The organism is Enterococcus massiliensis (assembly GCF_001050095.1).
Classification (GTDB): domain Bacteria; phylum Bacillota; class Bacilli; order Lactobacillales; family Enterococcaceae; genus Enterococcus_C; species Enterococcus_C songbeiensis.
Window position 1 is genome coordinate 410,499 of sequence record NZ_CVRN01000007.1, and the last position, 23,261, is coordinate 433,759.

General features: G+C 38.1%; 16 protein-coding genes. 7 read left to right on the plus strand and 9 right to left on the minus strand.

Annotation, left to right across the window (positions count from 1 at the left end):
• Positions 1–11: 11 nt before the first annotated feature.
• Complete coding sequence (locus tag BN1875_RS09270; protein WP_048604567.1) at positions 12–1,292, minus strand: ABC transporter substrate-binding protein; 1,281 nt, start codon at positions 1,290–1,292, stop codon at positions 12–14.
• Positions 1,293–1,418: 126 nt separating this feature from the next.
• Between BN1875_RS09270 and BN1875_RS09275 the strand changes: the two genes are divergently transcribed.
• Positions 1,419–2,360 carry an AraC family transcriptional regulator gene (locus BN1875_RS09275; RefSeq protein WP_048604568.1) on the plus strand — a complete coding sequence of 314 codons (942 nt, stop codon included), beginning with the start codon at positions 1,419–1,421 and terminating at the stop codon, positions 2,358–2,360.
• Positions 2,361–2,461: 101 nt separating this feature from the next.
• On the opposite strand, the gene BN1875_RS09280 is transcribed toward BN1875_RS09275, so the two are convergent.
• From BN1875_RS09280 to BN1875_RS09290, 3 genes are all read right to left on the minus strand, one after another.
• Entirely contained in the window at positions 2,462–3,631 is a 1,170-nt protein-coding gene (locus tag BN1875_RS09280) for an IS256 family transposase (RefSeq protein ID WP_048604569.1), read from the minus strand.
• Between the two features lie 250 nt (positions 3,632–3,881).
• Positions 3,882–5,735 (minus strand): hypothetical protein, encoded by a 1,854-nt coding sequence (locus tag BN1875_RS09285; RefSeq protein WP_048604570.1) that lies wholly within the window; start codon positions 5,733–5,735, stop codon positions 3,882–3,884.
• Positions 5,736–5,863: 128 nt separating this feature from the next.
• A complete protein-coding gene (locus BN1875_RS09290; RefSeq protein WP_048604571.1) occupies positions 5,864–6,766 on the minus strand; it encodes a helix-turn-helix domain-containing protein in 903 nt (300 codons plus the stop codon).
• Between the two features lie 93 nt (positions 6,767–6,859).
• Between BN1875_RS09290 and BN1875_RS09295 the strand changes: the two genes are divergently transcribed.
• Positions 6,860–8,095: a S41 family peptidase gene (locus tag BN1875_RS09295; protein ID WP_048604572.1), complete on the plus strand. Its 1,236-nt coding sequence runs from the start codon at positions 6,860–6,862 to the stop codon at positions 8,093–8,095.
• A 320-nt stretch (positions 8,096–8,415) separates the two neighbouring features.
• Here the strand turns inward: BN1875_RS09295 and ispE are convergent, their stop codons facing one another.
• Complete coding sequence (gene ispE, locus BN1875_RS09300; protein ID WP_048604573.1) at positions 8,416–9,267, minus strand: 4-(cytidine 5'-diphospho)-2-C-methyl-D-erythritol kinase; 852 nt, start codon at positions 9,265–9,267, stop codon at positions 8,416–8,418.
• A gap of 168 nt (positions 9,268–9,435) precedes the next feature.
• On the opposite strand from ispE, the gene BN1875_RS09305 reads away from it, so the two are divergent.
• A complete protein-coding gene (locus BN1875_RS09305) occupies positions 9,436–9,852 on the plus strand; it encodes an Hsp20/alpha crystallin family protein (protein WP_048604574.1) in 417 nt (138 codons plus the stop codon).
• 6 nt (positions 9,853–9,858) lie between these two features.
• Here BN1875_RS09305 and BN1875_RS09310 read toward each other — a convergent pair whose 3' ends face one another.
• Positions 9,859–10,896: an acyltransferase family protein gene (locus BN1875_RS09310; protein ID WP_048604575.1), complete on the minus strand. Its 1,038-nt coding sequence runs from the start codon at positions 10,894–10,896 to the stop codon at positions 9,859–9,861.
• 257 nt (positions 10,897–11,153) lie between these two features.
• On the opposite strand from BN1875_RS09310, the gene BN1875_RS09315 reads away from it, so the two are divergent.
• On the plus strand, positions 11,154–11,927 hold the full coding sequence (locus tag BN1875_RS09315) for a helix-turn-helix domain-containing protein (RefSeq protein WP_048604576.1): 774 nt from the start codon (positions 11,154–11,156) through the stop codon (positions 11,925–11,927).
• Positions 11,928–12,017: 90 nt separating this feature from the next.
• Here the strand turns inward: BN1875_RS09315 and treP are convergent, their stop codons facing one another.
• Positions 12,018–14,006 (minus strand): PTS system trehalose-specific EIIBC component, encoded by a 1,989-nt coding sequence (gene treP / locus BN1875_RS09320; protein ID WP_048604577.1) that lies wholly within the window; start codon positions 14,004–14,006, stop codon positions 12,018–12,020.
• 344 nt (positions 14,007–14,350) lie between these two features.
• Between treP and BN1875_RS09325 the strand changes: the two genes are divergently transcribed.
• Genes BN1875_RS09325 through treR form a run of 3 tightly spaced genes read left to right on the plus strand, consistent with a single transcriptional unit; the run spans position 14,351 to position 18,417 of the window.
• Positions 14,351–16,963: a glycoside hydrolase family 65 protein gene (locus BN1875_RS09325; protein ID WP_048604578.1), complete on the plus strand. Its 2,613-nt coding sequence runs from the start codon at positions 14,351–14,353 to the stop codon at positions 16,961–16,963.
• Positions 16,964–17,014: 51 nt separating this feature from the next.
• Positions 17,015–17,665, plus strand: coding sequence for a beta-phosphoglucomutase (gene pgmB / locus BN1875_RS09330; protein ID WP_048604579.1), 651 nt, complete (start codon positions 17,015–17,017; stop codon positions 17,663–17,665).
• Positions 17,666–17,700: 35 nt separating this feature from the next.
• A complete protein-coding gene (gene treR, locus BN1875_RS09335; protein ID WP_048604580.1) occupies positions 17,701–18,417 on the plus strand; it encodes a trehalose operon repressor in 717 nt (238 codons plus the stop codon).
• 37 nt (positions 18,418–18,454) lie between these two features.
• Here treR and mprF read toward each other — a convergent pair whose 3' ends face one another.
• Both mprF and rny read right to left on the minus strand, forming a co-directional pair.
• Positions 18,455–21,007, minus strand: coding sequence for a bifunctional lysylphosphatidylglycerol flippase/synthetase MprF (mprF, locus tag BN1875_RS09340; RefSeq protein ID WP_048604581.1), 2,553 nt, complete (start codon positions 21,005–21,007; stop codon positions 18,455–18,457).
• 447 nt (positions 21,008–21,454) lie between these two features.
• A complete protein-coding gene (gene rny / locus BN1875_RS09345; RefSeq protein ID WP_048604582.1) occupies positions 21,455–23,011 on the minus strand; it encodes a ribonuclease Y in 1,557 nt (518 codons plus the stop codon).
• Positions 23,012–23,261: the final 250 nt, after the last annotated feature.

Consider the following 23,261-nt stretch of genomic DNA (forward strand, 5'->3'; position numbering starts at 1 on the left):
TTTATTATTTTTTATTTACGTTCGTCATCCCACGTTTTTTTCAATGTAGCTGTAAATTCTTCCCAAGAAATCTGATCTGCAGCATAAGCTTGAAGTTGAACGCCAAACACATTTTGACCATAGCCATCAGGATAAGAATTGTGTACCCAAGGAACCGTATTTCCTTCACTTAAATAGGTATAAACTTCATTAGACAAAGGATCAGTAATATCTTCACTTGAAAAATTCTTATATGCAGGAATAAAATCAAATTCATTAATGATTGCATCCATTGCCTCTTCATCTGTGTACATCCAATTTAGAAATTCAATTGATGCGTCAATAACTTCTTGATCCTTATCTTTATTCACTGCCCAATACCATGCTGGTCCTGCGACAATTTTCCCTTTTGCTCCATCATCAACAAACATTGGGACAATAGATAATCTTTCTTTTGCAAAATTTTCATCTAAACTATTCAACGTAGGAATAATCCAATTTCCTTGATGAACGATAGCGACTTTTCCACCAGCAAATAATTCTTCCACCGACGTACTATAATCCATTGATTCTAGTGGTTGTGCATTATATTCGATAGCTAAATCGGCATATTCCTTCATTTGATCAGCGTAGCTTAATTCTAATTTTTTAGCTTCATAGGTTTCTTTAAGACTATTATTGAATTCTGGAGCGATAAAATTTGAACTAAATTGACTTGAAACCCATGTTTCACCACCACTAAATGCAAACACACCATCTAAACCTAAGTCAGCTTTTTTTGAATCAATTGTTTTGACCGCATTTTCAAAATCTGCGAAAGATTGAATAGACGTTACATCTATTCCAGCTTTTTTAAATATTTCTTTATTTACTAACCAGCCGTAACCTTCAATATTCATAGGAACACCTAAAACAGTATCATTTAATGTTGCTCCTTCTAAAGTTCCGTCAATAGCATTTTTTGCTAATTCGGTATCTCCTAAATCATACAATTTATGCTCCCATGTTTGAGCATCAGCCAATCCACCTAACATGAATACGTCTGGTTCATCTCCTGAAGAAAATTTAGACTGCAAGGCTGCCGTAGCATCTGTTCCACCTCCAACAGTAGTCATATTAATTTTGATATCATCATGTGTTTCTTCAAATTTTGTAACTAAATCGTCCATTTGTTCTGCCGTCTCTGTTTTAATATTAAAAACCTCTAACGTAACACTACCATCAGCTGAAGTCTTAGAACCAGAACTTCCACAGCCTCCCAATAACAACACACTTGCTAAAGCAATTCCAGATAACCAAAAAGTTTTTTTCATGACTTTTCCCCCTAATTAAACTTAGTAACAAATTGATTATATTGATATTTATGTTAATATGTAATCGTTATCTTAGCTTATTTACCTTGCAATATTGATATTCTAAAGAAAAGAGGTCATCATAAAATGAGTAGCTATATCTTTACACCAAATCCAAGTGAAAAAGACATTGATACCTCATTAAAAGAAATAACAGAACATGGACATAGCCTTTTTCCCATCGCAGTGCATTTTACTAATCATGATGAAAACAGAAAAAATATGATCCATACCCATTGGCATAGAGAAATGGAAATTCTATATATTTCAAGAGGAACTATGGAAGTCAAAATAGAGGAAAATTCTTATATTGCTAAGGAGGGGGATATTTTATTCATTCCTCCAAATCAGTTGCACGGAGCTGTAAATTATCAAGGAAACCAATGTGCTTTCTTTGCCATCGTTTTTGATTCTTTTTTCATTGAAAGCCATTCTTCAGATTTGATTCAGCAATCCTATATTGATTCCTTAATAAAAATTCCATCTAAACATATTTTGCATGCTACAAATGAATTGTCCAACATTTCTAACCTCAGAAAATATGTGATAAAAATCATAGATGAATTTGCGTTAAAGGAACCTTTCTTCGAATTGTCATTAAAGGCCAATATATTATTTTTTTTAAAAAACTTATATATCAATGGGGACAAACTGTTTAGATATGATGAGCCTACTGATAATAAAAATGAAATAAACTCGTATAAATGTAAAAAAATAGTTCTCTATGTGGAAGAGAACTACAAAAATAAAATTACTCTAAATGATGTCAGCAGACACATCGGCTTCAGCAAAGAACATTTTTGTCGTTTTTTCAAAAAAAATTTTAGAATGTCGTTCTTTACTTACTTGAATCAGATGCGAATAAAGAAGGCAGAGTATCTTCTTTTAAATACTAATTTAAGAATAATTGATATTACTTTAGAATCTGGGTTTGAAGATCCCAACTATTTTACTAGTGTTTTTAAGAAAGAAACTAACATGACACCCTCCGAATATAGAAAAAATCCTAGTAATATCACATTACTTTAATTTCCAAACCAAAAACCAATGACCTTTATCTCTATGGTTGACTAATATACGGGTTGCGTCAAGAATTATGTGTAAATGGAGAATCCATTCCAGTATTTAAGTTAAAACATTGATTCTAATGTATCTTGAATTTCCTTAAATCCTTTATGCACTCTACCTAAAAACTTTTGGTTATATTGATTGAATTGAGAAACTAGGAATCTCTCCAGAGATTCTTCATTAGGAAATTGCTCTTTTCTCTTTGTATATTTTTTTAGTTGCTTGTTAAATCCTTCAATCAAGTTAGTTGAATAAATAGTTCTTCTAATTGATGGAGGAAAATTATAAAAAGTTAATATAGCAGGATTCATGAGTGATTTCACGACTCGTGGATACTGCTTTTTCCATTTATCTGTCATAAAAGCTATTTGAACAATCGCTTCTTCTTTTGAAGCCGCTTGATAAATGGTTTTAAAGTCATCGCAGATTTCTTTTCTATCCTTAACGCGAACTTTATGAGCAATATTTCTAGAGACATGGACACAGCATTGTTGAAATTGAGCATTTGGATAAACACTATGAATACTATCGTCAATACCACTTAAACCATCTGTTACGACTAATAAAACCTCTTCTAAACCACGGTCTTTTAGATCTTGAAGTATCTCTTTCCAAACATAAGCAGATTCAGTTGGAGCTATAGTAAATCCTAGAACCTCTTTAGTTCCATCCAACCTGATACCAATTACTATATAGACAGCTTCTTTTGATACGTTTTGTCTTTTTAAGGGAATATGAGTAGCATCCATAAAAATGACTGAGTATTTAGCTTCTAAAGTTCTTTCTTTAAATGCTGAAACATCTTCAGACACAATTTTACTCATATTTGAAATAGTTTGTGGTGTGTAATAATGACCATACATTTTTTCGATTAGATCAGAGATTTCGGACATAGTAATTCCTTTTTGAAATAGCTGAATAATAGTCGTTTCCAAAGAGTCGTTCGTTCTTTTGTAAGCAGGTAAGGTTTGTTGAGAAAAGTCTCCATTCCTATCTCTAGGTATTACTAAATTCAATTCACCGTACTCTGTTTTAAAAGAGCGCGAATAATTCCCATTACGGGAATTACCTGAATTAAATCCAGCTCTATCATACTTTTCATAGTCAAGAAATACCGTTAATTCAGCTTGTAATAAAGCGTTAATAGCCAATTCTAGGTGACGACGAAACAAATCATCCAAATCACCTTTATTGAGTAGTGTTTCCATTATTTCTGTAGTAAAATTAGTCATGAGAAAGTCCTCCTATAAAATTTCGGTTGTGGTAACTTTAATTTTACAGAATGGACTTTCTTTTTTCCTATCCTAAACTTCTATTTACACAAAATATTTTACGCTATCAATATACGGGATGATATATTGTAACTTTCATCAATAAAATAGTAAAACATTGTTAGAATTTACTTAACAATGTTTTACTTATATATCAATATTATAGTTTACTAACAAGCACTCTAAGACAAATTTTTTGATTCTTGCCTATCTATAAATCAGATATAATCATCTGATTTTTAAACAGCATTAACCTCTTTCTAAATTCAGTTGGAATTTTATTAAATGCTTCTTCAAAACTATTTCCGGATTTATACTCGTATGAAGACTCTAATAAAGTAAAAGCCAGCTCCCAATCACTAACTTCGAATCGTTCAAAGATAAATTCTATTTCTTCACAAAGTATATCCTCCGATTTTTTATCCTCATTTTTCAACACTTTTATGATAGACATGTAGAATTCATCTGAGTCAGGTAATTTTAACGCAGTACTTGCCTCCGCTAAAAAATCATTTTTTTCTTTGGCTAACTGGCAAAAGAATGTGAGAGAATCTTTCTGATATTCTTTTGGTATATTTCGCCATACCTCATGTAAATAGTTCCCAAAATAATGGATTCCTTCAAAATTATAATTATCCACTTTTTTCAGTCCAAAATTTACTTTTTCATTTGAATGATATGATGCTAATCTATTGGAGAATGTGAGAGATATTTCTTGAAAAATTTCTTGAAAATTATATATTTCACAAAACTCGTCAGTTATTTGCATAATTTTTTCCAATATGCTATTTAAACCGTGATAATCAGATATAAAATATCTAATCATCACTTTCCGATTCTCTACACTCTTTATTTTCAAGAGATCAGCAAATGTCTCAAAAAAAGATTCTGGAAGATTATTGATGTATATTTCCAATTGTTCTCGTTGTTGTTTCTTTTTAATCTCTAATTCTTTTTTTCTCTCTAATTCAATTACTTTATTTTGTTTTTGTTGTGTTTGAAGATACTCATTTCGCTCTTTTATTAATCCATTTCTTATTAATCTTGGAAGACCCAAAAAGAAATTAGGCGAAAATTTATGCTTTTGATACATATCAAAAATCAATTGATTAATAATGGGATCCACCTGATTTACATGAAATGACTTTGAAAACTGACCCCATTTGCGCTCTGCTTTGAAACTATCGCTAGATAAAGATCTTAGTTCGTTAAAAACTGAGTGAAAATAATTTTTTCTAATTTTACTAGAGTTTCTTTCACTTAGTTTTTTTGCATTTTTAGCTAAAAAACATTCTGGATTGAATAGATTATTACCATCTAAATCTAATATAAAGTCCTCTACAAATTTTTCATAAACCACTTTTTCTCTATAAAAATTATCTTCAGTTAGTTGTAAAGACTGGCGACTAACTTTTCTTATCTCTTTTTCCAATTCTTGATAATCTGATACATAAATTGGCATTTTCGCTTTACGAAAATCGAATGTTCGTTTTGCCAATTTAGTATTTAATGACACTGGTTCTCTTAATTGATTGTTTCGATAAAAAGCGTAACAATATCTTTGCCAAAGATTTTCTGGAAATGGAATCTGTCTATCCACTAGTTCCAATAATTGATCCATTGCAATATCTACATTATTAACGCCCTTTTGTATCTCCCGTGCTACATCTAAAGGAATATTCAAGTGATCTGAGAAATGACTAATTCCTAACTTAATCATTTTTTTGGTTTTTTTTGAACGGATGATAAATTGATATTTCAAGGGACGCCCACATTTACATTTCAATTTTTCATGTAAAGCAGTATTTTTCGAATTAAAATCAAAATTAATTCTAATTGTTTCAAATTCCCATTCTGTTTCCCTCATGTAATTGTTTTTCAAAAAGAGAGATCGTATTTTGTATCTTCTATGACCATCAATCAAATTCTTTTGCTCTAATGTTAATTTTCCATAAAGCTCATCACGTTTTTTTACCGAATACACTCTCGATGTGTACACAGGGTAATTTACATGTCCCAAATATTGTGGATACCACTCTGCAAAAGTTTCCAAATAATCTTTCATTCATTCACCTTCAACAACTGTATTAATTACTTTATTTATTAAGATGTAACTCCTTCACTCCTTCCAAGAATACCACATTCATCTCTAAAATTTACTCCCTTTTTTAATTTCGTCTTCTCTACATACTCCTACACCTGAAACAACTCCACCATTGTAACCAACTCCACAAAATCCGGGTAGACATTCCAGCGTTTCCGACGCCTCCGCAAGGTTTTAGCCAGCTCATTTTGCTTTAAAATTCGGCATAATGACAAAGCAGTATCAAATTTCTGATCACACTGTTTTTCATCACCCATAATTTTCGCTAGGATACCTTGATGGAAAATCACTAAAATCTGCCCCATCACAGAATCGTTATTTTTAGATTCCTTTTCAACAATTTCTTGTATCTTTTCTGCCAAAGTAATCTCTCCGTGATAAACATAGTAGGAAAAAAGACTCAGTAAGAACCGAAAATAGACACTTTTTTGCGGATAAGTTTTAATTTTTCTTAAAATTGTTTGGGATTGAATACAAACACTCTCAACAGAAAGCAGAGGGAACAACTGCAAATAATCGTTAATTTCTATTAAAGTCCACTCTTGAATCTGAAAAAAATAGCGTTCCAAATACATTTGACCATAAAAAGATTTACCAGTCTCATCTTTCGGCGATTGCTCTTGATTCAGCCATAACACTCCCTGAATCAAATAATAGGAATGGTGTTGCCAATCATCCTCAAATTGACTGGCCTGTTTCAATTCTTCAGCCATCTCCTGCAGCCTTGAAAATTGAAAGGTATTTGTTAGTTGTCGGATTGTTCGTTGGATCACTGTTTTCTGGGCATTTTCTTCTTTTTCCATCAACGCTTGAAACTCCCCGGCAGAAATATTGACCGCTGCCAGACATTTAAAAAAATGATCTGCTGTCAGCATGCTTTTCCCATTCTCAAATCGTGAAAGCTGGCTTTCTGAAATAGCAGTTCCACTGACTTGCCGAAGAGTTAGACCCTTTTGTATTCGTACTTGTTTAAATGTTTTTCCAAAATCCATTCTCATACTCCTTGCATTTATGCAATAAATTCGATTATTTTATTATATCTTTTCTATACTTAAAATACTAAAAAAAAGAAAAGAGTAGTGATTATGGTACAAAATTATATAGATTATGCAAAGGAGATTATTTCCTTAACTCATGTGGATTACGCCGGTTTTCAGCGACAATCGTTGCCAAATGCGGGACGCTATTTAAAAAAAATAGAAAAATGCGCTACGTATAAAGAATTCTTTTATGAAACAGAAAAATTTTTACTCAGTTTTCAAGATCGTCATTTGGCAATAAAAGATCACACACAGCAAATTTGGGAGAATAATTTTCTTGTTCGACGGTTTGAGAATTCTCTTTATGTTACAGCTTGTGGAAAAAATTCTCCTCTGCCAATTGGAAGTGAACTCGTTGCCATTGATGGCAAATCCATTTCACAGGTTTCTCATTCTTTTCAAGACCTGCTTGATCCAATTCATGAGCGTCAAGACTTTCGCTTCATTCTAAATTACGCACAGGAAGTAACAGTGAGGAATGGCTCTTCCTATCAACTGGTAAAAGAAGTTCATCCCTTTTCCTACAACCCAGAATTTATCTATAAAAAAATATCTAACACGTGCAGTTATCTAAAATTAACTGATTTTGCAGATGATTCAGCAATCATCGAATTACTTAAAAAAAATACAACTGACTTATCAAGCATTCCTCACTTGATTATTGATGTACGAATTAATCTTGGTGGATCGGATATAAATTATTTTCCGCTGTTGCCTTATCTTTTCACTAAAAATCGATCCATTAGCCAGTTAGTTGCACCGTCAGATTTTTTTTTTTTCAATGTAACCCAACGTTCCTATGATTTGCGAAAGGAGCTGTTTACAAACGAAGTCATAGAACAACTACCTGAAACCTTCCATCCATTTCTGAAAAAAGAACAGATTTTTTGGGAGCACCATCGGGGAATGGGAATGGTTCCCCGATTCAACGATTTTGATTATTCTTTTGAAGGAAAGTCCTATCCAAAAAAAATCGTGATTTTAACAGATGTCTCTTGCGGCTCTTCCGGAGATCAATTTGTAGAAACATGTAAACGGTCAGAGAAAGTGACTATCATCGGCCGCAATACATTAGGAGCTAATGATTATGCAAATTGTGTAGAGCAAAGCTATCCAGAATTTACGATTATGTATCCTACAAGTAAACATTCACGAGTGGATCGGGGAGCCGGTCTTCTGGGTAAAGGTGTGGTACCGGATATTCGTATTCCTTTCACGCGGGAACATTTAGTAAAAGATGTTGATTTAGCTTTTGCACTAGATTATTTAACAGAAAAATAGCCTAAACTAATTTTCTATAAACTAGTTTAGACCAACATAGTTTGTTTTAAAAAATGGATATTGGTATCTCTGTACTGAGCAATCTGAAACTGATAATAAAGGAACGAGCTGAAAAAAAATAAAATAAGAATCAAAAGTTCTTAACAAATCTCTGTTTCTCATTTTGTTTTCTAGATTATTTGGAATCTCCATTTGATAGGCAGGTAGGCACATCAGATTTACAATATATTATGGCTCTATACTTTTTGATATTGGTGAATCTCATCAGCATCAAAAAGTATAGAGCCATAATGGTTTTTTGTGAACTTATATCAAGCTCTTTACTTTAGCGTTCGTACCAGATACACTTCATCGCAGAATCCTTTAAGCGCATTGTACACTCGTTGTGCCCGAGAATGCTGACGGCATAAAGCGAAAACGGTCGGTCCGCTGCCGCTCATCAATGCCACATCTGCCCCGTATTTCATCATACGATCCTTGATTTTTTGAATCACAGGGTGCCGCTGAATTGTGACATCCTCCAACGCATTGCCCATATATCGAATCATCTGCTGGTAGTCATTGTTGCGGATGGCTTCTGTCAGCTTAGGAATATCCGGATGATGAATTTTATCTACATCCACCTCGGGAAAAATCGTGCGGGTAGACACACTCACCCGGGGTTTCACCAAAACGACCCAGCATTGAGGCATGGGATCAATTCCTGTTACGATTTCCCCCTTGCCGGCAACAACAGAGGTTCTGCCGTAAAGACAATAAGGAACATCCGTCCCAACTTCCATCCCCAGCTCAATCAATTCCTGATCCGAAAGGGCTAAATTCCATAAGCGGTTCATGCCCCGCAGAGCTGCTGCTGTATCGGAACTGCCTCCGCCCAAACCAGCCGCCACAGGAATTTGTTTTTTAATGGAAATTTTGATTCCCTTATTAATGCCATAGCGTTTTTTAACTAAGACCGCCGCCTGGTAGACATTGTTTCGCTGATCCACAGGTAAAAATGCTTTGTTGGTCTCTACAATAATTTGGTCATTCGGCAATTCTTCCATCGTCAGCCGATCTGCCAAATCAACGCTGGACATCACCATTGCCAACTCGTGGTACCCATCTGGTCGTTTGAACAAAACATCCAGTCCCAGATTGATCTTTGCCGGTGCTTTTTCGATTATCTCCATTTTCTCACCTACTCATCTGAAAAGAGTCGTTGTGTATTCTATCATAGCAGAAAGTAAAAGTATAGAAAGACTCTTGCATTTTTACCGAAAAAACAATCGTTTGATTTGCTAAAAACGGCGCTTTCATTCTACAATTATACTAGAAAAAAAAGAAAGTGGGGATATCTAATGGCAAACTTGATTCCAAGAGATTTAAAAGATTTAGGCAACGCAGAGGATTTGTTCGGAAAGCTGATGAATAATTTCTGGCAGGAACGGCAGATTTCCACGGACATCAAAGAATATGACGACCATTATATCGTGAAGGCCGACTTGCCGGGAGTTGAAAAAACAGACATCAAAGTCAGCTATGTCAACGATATTTTATCCATCACCGCTACTCAATCTTCTGAAAAAGAAGAAAAAGATGATGCCGGTCGCTATTTGCGTCGCGAACGTTCCAGCAGCTCCTACCAACGCAGCTTCACTATGCAAGGCATCGACGACGAAAACATCAAAGCCAAATTCGATAATGGCGTACTGACCCTGAACCTGCCAAAAGCCGGTTATAAAGATGCACCGGGGAATAATATAGCTATTGAATAAGTTTCTTTAGACTCTTCGAAAAGGTACTTTTTGACTTTTCGAAGAGTCTTTTTCGGCAAAAAAAAATCCCTTCAAAACCTTTTCTCCTTGCTTTTTACCAATTAAAAAGAGTAACGTCATTAGCGCTGTTAAACAAAACAACTGTAGACCAGAAATCCGAAAATCTGCGATAGCAGCAGTCTTTTGAATAATCTCTAAAAAGAAAGGGTGCAAGAAAAACAATCCTTTGCTGTACTCCTTCCACCGCCTTGTATGTTTTAAAGAACAGTCCTTTCGTAAAAGAGAAGCCAACAACAAACTTATGGGTATAAGAGCAAAGAAAAAATTTTTGTCTGTTCCTTGCTGGTGAAAAACAATACTGCCCTCGATTGCAAATAAGATCAAGCTAGCCCCCAACTTGAAAACAGGTTTCCGAGTGAATAAAGAATGTTGTGGATAATCACTTAGAAAAAAACCCATCAAAACGAAAATAAAACCAAAAAACACCCCATTTCGTGTGGTGAAAAAAATTTTTTGGTAATTTTCGTAGAGGAAAGCTGGGATACCTGTTAAATAGGCACTGTAGGTTTCACTACTACCAAGAAAAAAGAAACTTCCGGCAAGACAAAATAAGACTGGATATGAATAACGTTTTGTTAACCAACTGCTACATTTAATCCCCATCAAAAGGGTCGGAAAATACCATAAATGGTAACAACTACCCAAATATAGTAACGCAACGATGAAAGCTGCAGGGTACCAAAAAAAAGAAATTTTTTGTTCCTGAAGAATTTGCCACCCGTAAGGCAGATAAAACAAGCTCCATAAGAAATAGACTTGCAGCTGTCGCCAAAAATATCTTTTGGGGTAGCTAGAATCCTTTTTTTGTTTTTCTCGATAAAAATAGCCGTTGATTACTAAAAATAATGGTACTGCTATTCTTGCAAGAAGACTTTTAAGAACAAAATGCAGCACTTCATTTTCGACCAGCCGACCGCAGTGAATCAGAATAACCAATAATGCGGCAACAAATTGAGCCAAATCCATGAGTGGTAAACGTTTCATATATTCTTCCTTCTCTTTCCTCTTTTAATAATGGATTTCCTTTTATTTTTTTACTTAATCCATCTTATTAAGTGAAAGAACAAGAAAAAAGCAACAGATTCACCCATTCCAGATTTTTTTGACACTTTTTCTTTCCACTTGTTAAAGACTGATAAATCAGGATGTTACGATTCGTTGCATCACAGATTTGAGAGGAATCCACCAAGGAAATTTTTTTTTGATATACTCAAGAAAGATTTGGTAGAGGAGACAAGAAAATGAACATCGGAAAAATTATCAAAGAACACCGGAAAGAAAATGACTTGACCCAAGAACAGCTCGCCCAACAATTTTTTGTCACGCGACAACTCGTTTCGAAATGGGAAACAGGCAAAAGCTATCCTGACTTGGATCAGGTAGTCAAACTTAGTGAATTTTTTGATTTGCCATTAGATTATTTATTGAAGGATGATCAGGAAATGGTCAGTGAATTGACTTTCGATACTAAAAAGAAAAAATGGTTGAAGAGACTACTCTTGTTTTTAGGTATTTTGTCCATCAGCTTGACTACAGTGCTTGTTCTTATCTTTTGGGTAGATGGTGCCTTATTGGATGCCAATGATATTGTCATCACGAAAATTGAGAAAACTGTGCTACCAGAAAAAACAATTACCTTAGACATAACTGACGAAAGAATTACCCTCCCAACAGATGTTTCCTACACTATTTATTTTGAAACAACTAAACCCTTTGTTAAGTTGGCGAAACGTTCAGGTTTAATAAACGGTAGGGATGAAACGGGAATTGGACTTCTGTTATTTGGTGAGTACACTCTCTTTAGCAGCAATAAAAAGAGTAAAATAGTCATCCCGAGCCAACGAGAAGTTCAACTAAATCCAGATCTCAATATAGGAAAAAACATCTATCTCCAAAACAAAAAAAAGCTACGAGACTCAGCTTCCAATAATTTTTACGAAGCCAAAAACACTGGCACGTTACTCTTTTCAGCAGAAGAATTGAATCACTTGCCCAACACTCCAGAAAAGAATTAATGCCTACTTTTCAGAAATATTTTCTTCTATTTGAAGGTTAAAAATAGCCTAGCGAAATAATCTCGCTAGGCTATTTTTTGATTTTTCAACTTACAACATCTCCGCTTCACCGACATGTTCTTTGGCTTTGATTTCGCCGGTTTTTGTCAGTGTCAGACTTGAGACTTTCTCTGCATTAGTAAGAACCGTCAATACATCAGTTCCTTTTCCAGCCGCTTTGACAGCAGCGACATCCATGATTGCCAACAAGGTATTTGGTGTGACCTCATCCCCTTCTTTGACCTTCACATCAAAAGGTGCTCCTTTTAACTCAACCGTATCTAGTCCCATGTGCACGAGGACTTCTGCTCCGGTTTTTGTCAAAAGACCAATCGCATGCTTCGTTTCAAACACGCTGGTCACTTTTCCGGCAACCGGTGAATAAATCTCGTTGGCTGTTGGTCGAACCGCAAATCCGTCACCCATCATTTTTTGGGAGAAAACAGGATCGGAAACTTCCCCAATTGCGATGACTTGACCATCGACTGGTGCATATAATTTTTCTTCAGTCGTAGCTATTGGCGTTGCACTAACAGCTTCTTCTGTCGCAACATTTGATACGCTGACACCGGCTGTAGCAAATTCAGGCGCAAGATTACCAGTAGCTTCTTCGACAGGATCGATCTTATTAAAGATTCCTTGACGACGGAATACGATAGTCAAAATAAACGGTACAACAATCGCAATCAGCATCGCCACCAAGAAGGCAAGTCCGCCACCGCCAATATTGAAATTGATAGCTAAAATCCCTGGCAAACCACCGACACCGATCGCATTGGCACGAACTCCCATCAGATTGCTGAACATACCAGCCAGACCTGAACCGATCATCGCAGCGATAAAAGGATAAACGTATTTTAAGTTGATCCCGAACATCGCAGGCTCTGTAACGCCCAGATAACAAGAAATCGTTGCTGGAATTGAAATTTGTTCTTCTTTTTTATTGCCTTTGTGTAAGAAATAAACTGCCAACACCGCCGAACCTTGGGCAATATTGGATAGCGCGATCATTGGCCATAAATTGGTTGACTGAAAATCAGCAATCAACTGCATATCAATGGCATTGGTCATATGATGCAATCCCGTGATAACCAACGGTGCATATAAGAACCCAAACAGTGCACTGAACAACCAGCTGACCGATGACGTCAATCCTGTATTTACGACAAAGGAAATACCGCTGCCTAGCCACCAACCGAATGGCCCTAAGACCACATGAGCCGCCAAAATCGTAGGCAACAAAGCAAACAACGGAACAAAAATCATAGAAACCGCTTCAGGAATCCGTTTTCGGAAGAAAATTTCCAAATAAGCCAACATAAATCCTGCCAGCATGGCCGGAATAACTTGCGCTTGGTAACCGATCTTGTCGATTTGCGCAAAACCAAAATCCCAAAATGGAATATCTGCTGCCGCTGTACTTCCTACCGCATAGGCATTCAATAATTGTGGTGAAACCAAGGTAATCCCTAAAATGATCCCCAGTATTTGGGTGGTTCCCATTTTACGAGTCACACTCCAAGTAATCCCGACTGGCAAGAAGTGGAAAATTGCTTCCCCCGGCAGCCATAGAAAATCATTGACACCATTCCAGAAAACCGATTGTGAAACAATCGTGCCGTTCCCGAAATCGATACCTTCTAATACATTACGAAAACCTAAAATCAACCCACCGACAATGATTGCTGGAATAATTGGTGTAAAAATTTCTGCTAAAACTGCAACTGCTCGTTGTATCGGATTTTGATTCTTTTTCGCAATAGACTTGCTTTGTTCCTTGGAAACTCCTTCAACACCGGAAACCGCCGTGAATTCGTTGTAAAACGTTGGAACATCATTCCCGATGATAACTTGGAACTGACCCGCATTGGTGAACATTCCCTTTACACTTGGAATATCCTCAATTGCTTTCTCATCGGCTTTGTCTGGATCGTTTAGTACAAACCGCATTCGTGTTGCGCAGTGAGTCACTGCCGCGATGTTTTCTTTGCCGCCGATGTCCTTCAGCAGCTTTTCAACATCCGCCTGATATTTACCCATGGATAAAACCCCTTTCATATCAACTTGTATATATATGTCTATTTTACAAATTAATAATAACGTGTAAACAAAATATATGCAAGCGTTTTACAAAAATAATTCAAACTTTCTTTTTTTAAAGAAATCATAGACATCTTCTTTTCACAAGAAAAATAGGTTTGTATCAATATTTTAAAAATTTTTTTCACAGTTTGTTAAATAACTATCACTTGTACTCTCTCACCAGATATGTTTTACTGTTTTTATTTAAAAACATAAGAAAACAATAATTTTTAATTGTAATTGCTTACATTCTCCGCTATAATATTCTTGCATGTATAGACAAGTTAAAAAGGAGTGTCGTAATGAAAAATGTACAAATCACGTATCTTGATCCGCAATGGCAGGTCATTGGAGTTGATCAGCCGGCTGTTTTTGACACGTTGACAGAGGTGGAAGCCTATTTGCAGCAGGTATCGGGATCCTTTGATGGTGGAGAAATCCACGCTGAGAAAGAAATTTTGGTTTCACAGGAAGGTCGGATTCTTGAAGCCGCTCAAACATTGACGGAAGCACTGAACCTACCCTTCGTTTATACAAAGGATGCCGAAAAGCAACGGGAAGATTTACCTTGGCTGATAACTTATCATGGGTACGCTCCCGGCAAGGACGAATATTCTGTGGAATCCTTGTTGACAGTCGGTAACGGCTTTATGGGTCTGCGGGGGACAACGCCGGAAATGACCATCACCGAAGAAAATTATCCTGCTACCTATTTGGCCAGCTTGTATAATACCGCAGCTTCAGAGGTTTCCGGACAGACGATTTACAATGAAGATTTTGTCAATGCACCAAATTTGCAAAAAATTTATTTAATCGTAGACGGCGAAACAGTTGATATCGCAAACAATACAGTACTGACGATGAAACGCCAACTAGATTTACGAACAGGGTTATTTCAATCTTGGAGTGAAATTCAGTTAAACAATGGAAAGAAAATCGCGATCCAGACAAAAAAAATCGCCAGCATGGCAGAGGTGCATCGCTATAGCCTGGTTTACCGCTTTTCGCCGATCAATTTTTCTGGTGAAATCACCTTGGTATCCGAAGCAGATGGTGGAGTATTCAATTATAATGTCGCCCGCTACCGCAGCCTGACCCGTCATCACTTGACGCTTGATGTGTTGCAGGCGCATGAGCAATACGCTCGCTTGGATGCCCGAACAAACCAGTCCGGTATCACCATCCGACAAACTTCGGCACTTGCCAGTGATACCTTGGATTTGACGAAACTTATCAATGAAGAGCAGACAGAAAAAATTTCCCAACATCTAACGATTTCAGCCCATGAAAAGGACTGGTATTCCCTAGAAAAAACCGTGGATGTCCAACAATTCCGACAAACACCCCCAGATTTTGCCGGTTTTTCGCCACTGCCTTCTTTTACAACGCTTTATCACGAATCACAAAAAGCATGGCAACAGCTTTGGCAAAAAGCCGCAATCACTGTTGAAGGGGATTTGATGTCACAAAAATTATTAAATCTCCATACCTATCATCTGCTGTCTTCGGCTTCCCCGAATGGCAACAAGGAGCTGGATGCTTCTGTGACCGCACGGGGATTGCACGGGGAAGCCTATCGCGGGCATATTTTCTGGGATGAATTGTTTATTTTTCCTTTTTATATCATCCATTTTCCTGAAACGGCAAAAGAATTGTTGTTGTATCGTTACCGTCGACTGGAAATGGCGAAAAAAGAAGCCGCTGAAGCCGGTTATCAAGGAGCAATGTTCCCTTGGCAATCCGGATTGGAGGGCAGCGAGCAATCTCAAAAACTGCATTTGAACCCCATCAGTGGCGAATGGAAGGAAGACCACAGCCGACTGCAACGGCATGTCTCCTTGGCGATTGCTTACAATGTGTGGCAATACTGGCACAATACTCGCGATATTGCCTTTATGAAAAATTACGGAACGGAAATGCTATTGGAGATTGCTCATTTTTGGCAAAGCGCCGCTACTTGGGATGAAGACTTGCAACGCTACTCTATCGAAGGTGTCATGGGCCCGGATGAATTTCACGAAGGCTACCCTCATGCAGCAAAAGGCGGGTTGAAAAACAATGCCTATACCAACATGATGGTGGTTTGGCTCTTTGAAGAATTGGCTACATTACAACAAAAATTACCCGCAGAAGATTTTCGTGAAGCACAGGCGAAAACTGGCGTTGATGACCATCTGTTGACAGCAATGCAGAAAATCAAAAATCAACTGGCATTGACCATCAACGATGAAGGAATTATTGCGCAATTTGATGGTTATTTTGATTTGAAGGAAGTCAACTGGAGCTACTACAAAGAAAAATATGGCAATATTTATCGGATGGATCGGATTTTGAATGCAGAAGGCGAATCCGCAGATGCCTATAAAGTTGCCAAACAGGCGGACAGCTTGATGATTTTTTATAATTTTTCCAAAGCACAGGTTGCCGATATTTTGACGGATCTGGATTATCACTTACCGGAAGATTATGTAGAAAAAAATCTGCATTACTACCTACAACGCACCAGTCACGGTTCAACGCTGTCTCGGGTGGTTCACGCCCAATTAGCGGCCATGGTAAATGATCAGCAGTTGGCTTGGCAACTTTATCAAGAAGCGCTGTATTCTGATTATCGTGATATCCAAGGAGGAACTACGGCAGAAGGAATTCATGCCGGCGTGATGGCCGCCACTTTGTTTATTCCGTTGACGACCTTTGCCGGTTTGGATATCCGTCGAGAAAAAATTCATTTCCACCCTAACCTACCAGATGCATGGCAAAAAATTCGTTTTGCTATCACGATTCGCGGAGTAGATTATCAGGTAGCTGTTACCCACCAAAGTCTGACGATTACCGCAAATTGCGAAGAAACGATTACAGTAGGCAAAAAATCTGTTACACTAAAACCAAATGAAACCCAAACGATTGCTTACTAAAAGCCGTTAGGATATTTATTCCATTAAAAGATGAACAAGGAGTGTTTTGACATGAAAAAAGGATTTATTTTTGATTTAGACGGTGTCATCACCGATACAGCCAAATTTCATTTTGTTGCTTGGCGGGATTTAGGTACTGAAATTGGCATCACGGTTGATTTAAAATTCAATGAACAACTAAAAGGCATCAGCCGCATGGATTCCCTAGAACGAATTTTGGTTCATGGCGGAAAAGAAAATGCGTTTACATTGGAAGAAAAAGAAGCATTAGCAGCGAAAAAAAATACCCATTATGTGGAATTACTACAAGACTTGACGCCTGCCGATTTGTTACCGGGAGTGAAAGAATTTTTAGACGCTGCCCACAATCAAGGGGTGCCTTGTGCGATTGCTTCGGCTTCTAAAAATGCGCCATTTATTTTAGAAAAATTAGGTGTCAGCGATTTGTTTGACGGCATCGTTGATCCAGCAACCTTGACAAAAGGCAAACCCGATCCGGAAATTTTTGTTAAAGCGGCCGAATTATTGAATATCCAACCAGAAGAAGCAATCGGTTTTGAAGATGCCCAAGCTGGGATTGATGGCATCAAAGCCTGCGGAATGACCGCTGTCGGTGTTTTATCTGGCGAACCATTACACGGTGCAGATTTGACGGTTCACGAATTGTCAGAATTGACCATTGCTGAACTTATCCAACGCTAAACAACGCTTTAAAGAAAAAAGGGAGGATGAAATCCATGAATAAATTTAGAGAAATATTTCTTGATTTGGAACAAAAGATTTTGGCAAAGGAATATCCTCCCCAAACGCTGCTTCCCAGCGAAAATCAACTAATCAAGATTTATGGTGTTTCACGTGAAACAGTTCGCAAAGCCTTGAATCTGCTGCGAAATGCCGGCTATATCCAAAAACAGCAGGGAAAAGGTTCTATTGTGCTGGATCTCAACCGTTTTGATTTCCCAATTTCCGGATTGACCAGTTTCAAGGAGCTGCAAAATGCCCAAAACATCCACAATGAAACCAAGGTCGTGGAAATCAAGAAAGTCGCCGTTTCACCCAAACTTCATCAAACCACGGATTGGCCCGTGGCTTCCGAAGCGTGGAAATTGGTTCGGCAGCGAAAAATTGATGGCGAAGTCGTGATTTTGGATATTGATTATTTAGATGCTCGGATTATCACCGACTTGCCGGAAAAAAAAGCCCAGGATTCCATCTATCATTATTTTGAAAATGATTTAGGCCTGGAAATCGCTTATGCGCAAAAAGAAGTGACCGTTGATCCTGTGACCAAAGAGATTCGTGATTTGATGGATTTATTGCCGGAGGATCAGCATGTCGTTGTCGTTCGCGGTCTGGTTTATCTGGAAGACACCCGTTGTTTTGAATACACCGAGTCGATCCATCGGCTGGATAAATTCCGTTTCGTTGATTTTGCCCGACGGAGAAAAGCCTAAAAAAGGTATCTGCACAGCTCACGTGCAGATACCTTTTTTATACATCCAACATAACATCTTCCACAAGTGTTGGTCCCTTGTTTTTTCCTTTTCCAATCAGCAACAACAACTGCAAGGAAGCAAGATAGAAATTTCCGCCCTTCACATAGGCAAAATAGCAACTCTCCCAATCCTCCACATACCGTTGTTTACCAGCAACATTTCGTTGAAATCCGTAAAATGTCCCGTAATTGTAGATCACATTCATGATCCGTTCTTCAATGGAAGCAAAAGGACCATCTCCGACATGGGCAAAAGGTGCCATTCCCAAATCAGCCAGTTCATAACCTTGCGCCTGCCATTCTTTCAGCATATTCACTACCAGATAATTGGCTAATTCCGGGGGTTCTTCCGGCAGCATCCTCAGCAAATCATAGGAAACCCAATTACGATCAATAGGCTGTTGGGTAATAAAACCAACCACCTGTGTTTTTTTGCGAAGAATTCCAATCGGACTTTTCAATAAATACTCCTTAGTAAACCGACCACTGCCAAAGAATTTTTCCTTATTGCCCTTCAACCATTCCTCAGAGACCCGCTGAACATCTGCCACCAGTTCTTCTGGCAACTGTTCATAATACGTAAAATGATACTCCTGCCGTTCAAAAGATTTGCTGCTATCAAAGGATTTATCCCGCAAAGATACTGTGGCACTTTCCCCGATTTTAGTAAATTGGAAACCCAAATCATGGAGCAAAACAGCGTAGCGTTGACTGATTCGATAAAAAGCCAACTGATACCCCAGCAAATCCGCTTCTGAGATAAAGGCCAAGGTTGCTTCTCCCCAGAGCTTTTCATTTCCGATGGGTCGACCTAAGACAAAGCAACGGTTTCCTTTAATTTGATACCCGAAAACCAATTCATCCTGTCCATCTTTTTGATAATAATAATACTGATACCCTGGTAAAAATAACCGATGACTGGAGCGAGTGCCGCCAAAACGCTGAATCAATGCTGCAAAGCGTTTTTCATCCCATGAGGTGCCCAGTTTTTTTTCTGTAAAAGCCAAGTACTGCTGCAATCCCAACAACGTCATCAAAGAAATCGCTACGCCCAATAATCCGGAGAACCAGACATCATCTGACGGGAACAAAAAGAAATTATCTCCTAAGATTTGATTGTTCCACCACTGACCACTGTGATACCCGGCAACTGCATAGACAATAAACAAGCAGCCAAACAAGCAGCCGTCAAAGATTTTTGCTCCCCATGAGTAAACAAATTTTTCCCGATAAAATTCATGCCGAGCCAGCCAAACAGTAGCTAAAATCAACAGATAAACCACCATCAATCGTAACGATCGTGTGCGGGAAATCGTGTTGATGATTCCAAACAATAACAAGGCAATCGTAGGAAAATACGCCCGTTTGACTTTTGCAAACAGTGCCCGTGCCAAACCTAACAATAAGAATCCAATCAGCAGATTTAAGGTTTGGTCCAAAAAATTAAAGGAAAAGGGCAGAATAAACTCAAAAAAGCGACTGATATTGGACAGATTGGTCACCGTTGAAAGTAGAACCATCATAATTCCTGCAAAATACACCGCCACAACGACTACGATATGGGCAATCCGCTGCAAAAATATTCGTGGCAGATTGTCAAAGAAACGATTCAGCTTTACACTGGTTTGGGTCAAGAAGAGAATCACACCGCTTAAAAACGGCACTAAATAATAAAACAAGCGATAATACAGCAACCAAACGACCGTCTGATCTTGAGACAACCCGATTTGGCTCATCCCTAAAATCATCAAAACATCAAAGGTTCCCATTCCCCCGGGAACCATCGTCAGCATCCCAATTAGGGTCGCAATCAAGAACATCGGCGCCACATCCACCAGCGAAATCGGCAGCTCCATCAAATAACCGATACTTAAAAAAACCGCCAACGCAGATAGCCATTGGGTGAACGAAGTTGCCAAAAGGGTCAATACTCCTTTTGGATACAATTCAGCAAATAATTTCTTTCGCCGTAAATAACTAAAAATCAGTAAAGAAGGGGCGTACAGACTGCCGCCAAGCAACCAGATCCAATATTTTTGATAAAAGGCATCCCCATGAAAAGTAAACAAAGCGACGAGTAAAAATAACGCCCAGATCGACAAGCCGCTTAGCATGAACAAAGCGATTTTTGAGACTGTCGCCAAGATTTTTTTGCGATCGATTCCTTTTCCGTAAAAATTCGCCCGCAAACTGGCCCCGATAATTCCGCCAAAACCAGCTAGATTATTAATGGTATTGGTCGTCCACGCCGCTATCAGCCAATCTTTTCGTGGCATTTTGGGCTTGCCGAGTGTCTCCAATGTTTGGATTGTCACCCAATCATACCCCAGCATCGGAATGATTCCCACCAAACCAATAATCCCCATTAGCACTAAGGTACTGTTATTTTGCTCATCCATTGTCGTTAAGACATCATCCCAACTCATTCCGTGGGCGATATTGATCACTTGATTGCTGACAAAAAGAATAATTGATCCGAAAAAAATCAATCGCAAGAGGAAACTATGGGCTTTGACCCATTGAAGGCCCTTTTGGACAACGCTTCGCATGATGTGTTCCTCCTTGTTCGTTTTAATGTATTAAATTTTCTTGTAGAAAATTTCGTTTTATTCTCACGCCGTATATCATTCCACTAGACTTCTTAGAATAAGTGGAACTGACATCCTTGTTCGTTTTAATGTATTAAATTTTCCTGCAGAAAATTTCGGTTGTTTCTCACGCCGTATATCATTCCACTAGACTTCTTGGAATAAGTGGAACTGACATCCTTGTTCGTTTTATAATGTATTAAATTTTCTTGTAGAAAATTTCATTTTATTCTCACACCGTATATCATTCCACTAGACTTCTTGGAAATAGTCGCACTGATGTCTTCACACTATAAAATAATGGTAGCCTAAAAGAAGAAAATTTGCTACTAGAAACTAATAAACCCGCTTTTTTAAAGAAAGAAACAGAAAAAAACGACTCTGCCTATTCAGCAAAGTCGTTTCAGCTTATTTTGCGTAATCTGTCGCACGGGTTTCCCGGATGACGGTTACTTTGATATGTCCTGGATAATCCAAGTCATCTTCAATTTTCTTGCGGATGTCACGAACTAAGCGCACAGCATCCAAATCGGAAATCTCTTCTGGTTTGACCATGACCCGAACTTCCCGTCCTGCTTGAACAGCAAAACTGGATTCGACACCGGCAAAACTGTTGGAGATGTTTTCCAAACTTTCCAAACGGCGAATGTAATTTTCCAATGATTCGCTGCGGGCACCTGGCCGTGCAGCGGATAAGGCATCGGCTGCGGCAACCAACACAGAGATGACGGAAGTTGCTTCGACATCACCATGGTGAGAAGCAATCGCATTGATGACCACAGGATTTTCTTTGTATTTTGCTGCCAATTCTGCCCCGATTTCAACGTGAGAACCCTCGATTTCATGATCCAAGGCCTTCCCGATGTCATGCAGTAAGCCGGCGCGTTTTGCCAATTGGATGTCTTCTCCTAATTCAGCAGCTAAAACGCCAGACAATTTGGCAACTTCCAACGAGTGATTCAAGACATTTTGACCGTAGCTTGTTCGGAAATGCAAACGTCCCAAAATCTTGATTAAATCTGGATGCAACGTATGAGCGCCCACTTCAAAAGCAGCTTCTTCCCCATATTCACGAATCCGTTCATCCATTTCCTTACGAGATTTTTCGACCATTTCTTCGATACGTGCTGGATGGATTCGTCCATCTTGGATCAGCTTTTCCAAAGTCATTCGCGCAATTTCCCGACGAATCGGATCAAATCCGGAAAGTACGACTGCTTCTGGCGTATCGTCAATGATCAAGTCGATACCTGTCAATGTTTCCAGTGTCCGGATGTTTCGTCCTTCACGTCCGATAATCCGTCCCTTCATTTCATCATTTGGCAGGGAAACCACAGAGACCGTCGTTTCAGATACCTGATCAGCTGCACAACGTTGGATAGCAAGAGACAGCAGATTTTTTGCTTTGCGATCTGCTTCTTCTTTTGCCCGTTGTTCTGATTCCTTCACCATAATTGTCAATTCGTGGTTCAATTCTTCTTCCGTTGACTTCATGATGACTTCTTTTGCTTCATCTCGAGACAAGGCAGCGATGCGTTCAAGTTCTTGCTGTTGTCCTTCAATTAATTTCTCGACTTCTTTTTCTCGCTCGTCAATTAATTGCTGTTTCGCACTAAGTTTATCTTCTTTTTCTTCCAGTGAGTGCTCACGCTTTTCAATAGAGTCGTCCTTACGATCAAGTAACTGCTCTCTTTGAAGCAAGCGATTTTCTTGTGATTTTAATTCAAGTTTGCTCTCTTTCAACTCACTTTCAATTTCTGACCGATACTTCTGATTTTCTTCCTTAGCTTCTAACAATGTTTCTTTTCTCAGAGTTTCCGCTTCTTTTTTCGCACTGTTCAAAATTCCGGTTGCTGAATTTTTAGCGCCTTCAATCTCTTTATCATGACGAGATTTTGCCACGAAGTACCCTGATCCAAGACCAACAATTAAACCGATGATAGCGAGGAGAATATTAGGTACCATTAGATACACCTCCATACTATCTTATTAAAATTATTCTGTAGTTTTTTGATAAACAGTTATCAGTAATTATCAATATGCCTACTTGCATAGGTGTGTTTACACACAACTTTATTCTAATGTTTGTAGTAAGCACTGTCAACTTTTATTGCAGATAATGCAGAATGTATGAGCAGTTTATCATGCATCGTACTGCTTGACTGATTTCGCCGAAATTTATTCGTTGACTTTTTCAAACCATTAAACCATCATG

Excerpts from the sequence above, each read along its gene's own strand:
- BN1875_RS09290 (WP_048604571.1), bottom strand. The coding sequence starts at position 6,766 with ATGGATTTTGGAAAAACATTTAAACAAGTACGAATACAAAAGGGTCTA.
- BN1875_RS09305 (WP_048604574.1), top strand. The coding sequence starts at position 9,436 with ATGGCAAACTTGATTCCAAGAGATTTAAAAGATTTAGGCAACGCAGAG.
- treP (WP_048604577.1), bottom strand. The coding sequence starts at position 14,006 with ATGGGTAAATATCAGGCGGATGTTGAAAAGCTGCTGAAGGACATCGGC.
- pgmB (WP_048604579.1), top strand. The coding sequence starts at position 17,015 with ATGAAAAAAGGATTTATTTTTGATTTAGACGGTGTCATCACCGATACA.
- BN1875_RS09270 (WP_048604567.1), bottom strand. The coding sequence starts at position 1,292 with ATGAAAAAAACTTTTTGGTTATCTGGAATTGCTTTAGCAAGTGTGTTG.
- ispE (WP_048604573.1), bottom strand. The coding sequence starts at position 9,267 with ATGGAGATAATCGAAAAAGCACCGGCAAAGATCAATCTGGGACTGGAT.
- treR (WP_048604580.1), top strand. The coding sequence starts at position 17,701 with ATGAATAAATTTAGAGAAATATTTCTTGATTTGGAACAAAAGATTTTG.
- BN1875_RS09295 (WP_048604572.1), top strand. The coding sequence starts at position 6,860 with ATGGTACAAAATTATATAGATTATGCAAAGGAGATTATTTCCTTAACT.
- rny (WP_048604582.1), bottom strand. The coding sequence starts at position 23,011 with ATGGTACCTAATATTCTCCTCGCTATCATCGGTTTAATTGTTGGTCTT.
- BN1875_RS09285 (WP_048604570.1), bottom strand. The coding sequence starts at position 5,735 with ATGAAAGATTATTTGGAAACTTTTGCAGAGTGGTATCCACAATATTTG.
- BN1875_RS09275 (WP_048604568.1), top strand. The coding sequence starts at position 1,419 with ATGAGTAGCTATATCTTTACACCAAATCCAAGTGAAAAAGACATTGAT.
- BN1875_RS09280 (WP_048604569.1), bottom strand. The coding sequence starts at position 3,631 with ATGACTAATTTTACTACAGAAATAATGGAAACACTACTCAATAAAGGT.
- BN1875_RS09310 (WP_048604575.1), bottom strand. The coding sequence starts at position 10,896 with ATGAAACGTTTACCACTCATGGATTTGGCTCAATTTGTTGCCGCATTA.
- BN1875_RS09325 (WP_048604578.1), top strand. The coding sequence starts at position 14,351 with ATGAAAAATGTACAAATCACGTATCTTGATCCGCAATGGCAGGTCATT.
- mprF (WP_048604581.1), bottom strand. The coding sequence starts at position 21,007 with ATGCGAAGCGTTGTCCAAAAGGGCCTTCAATGGGTCAAAGCCCATAGT.
- BN1875_RS09315 (WP_048604576.1), top strand. The coding sequence starts at position 11,154 with ATGAACATCGGAAAAATTATCAAAGAACACCGGAAAGAAAATGACTTG.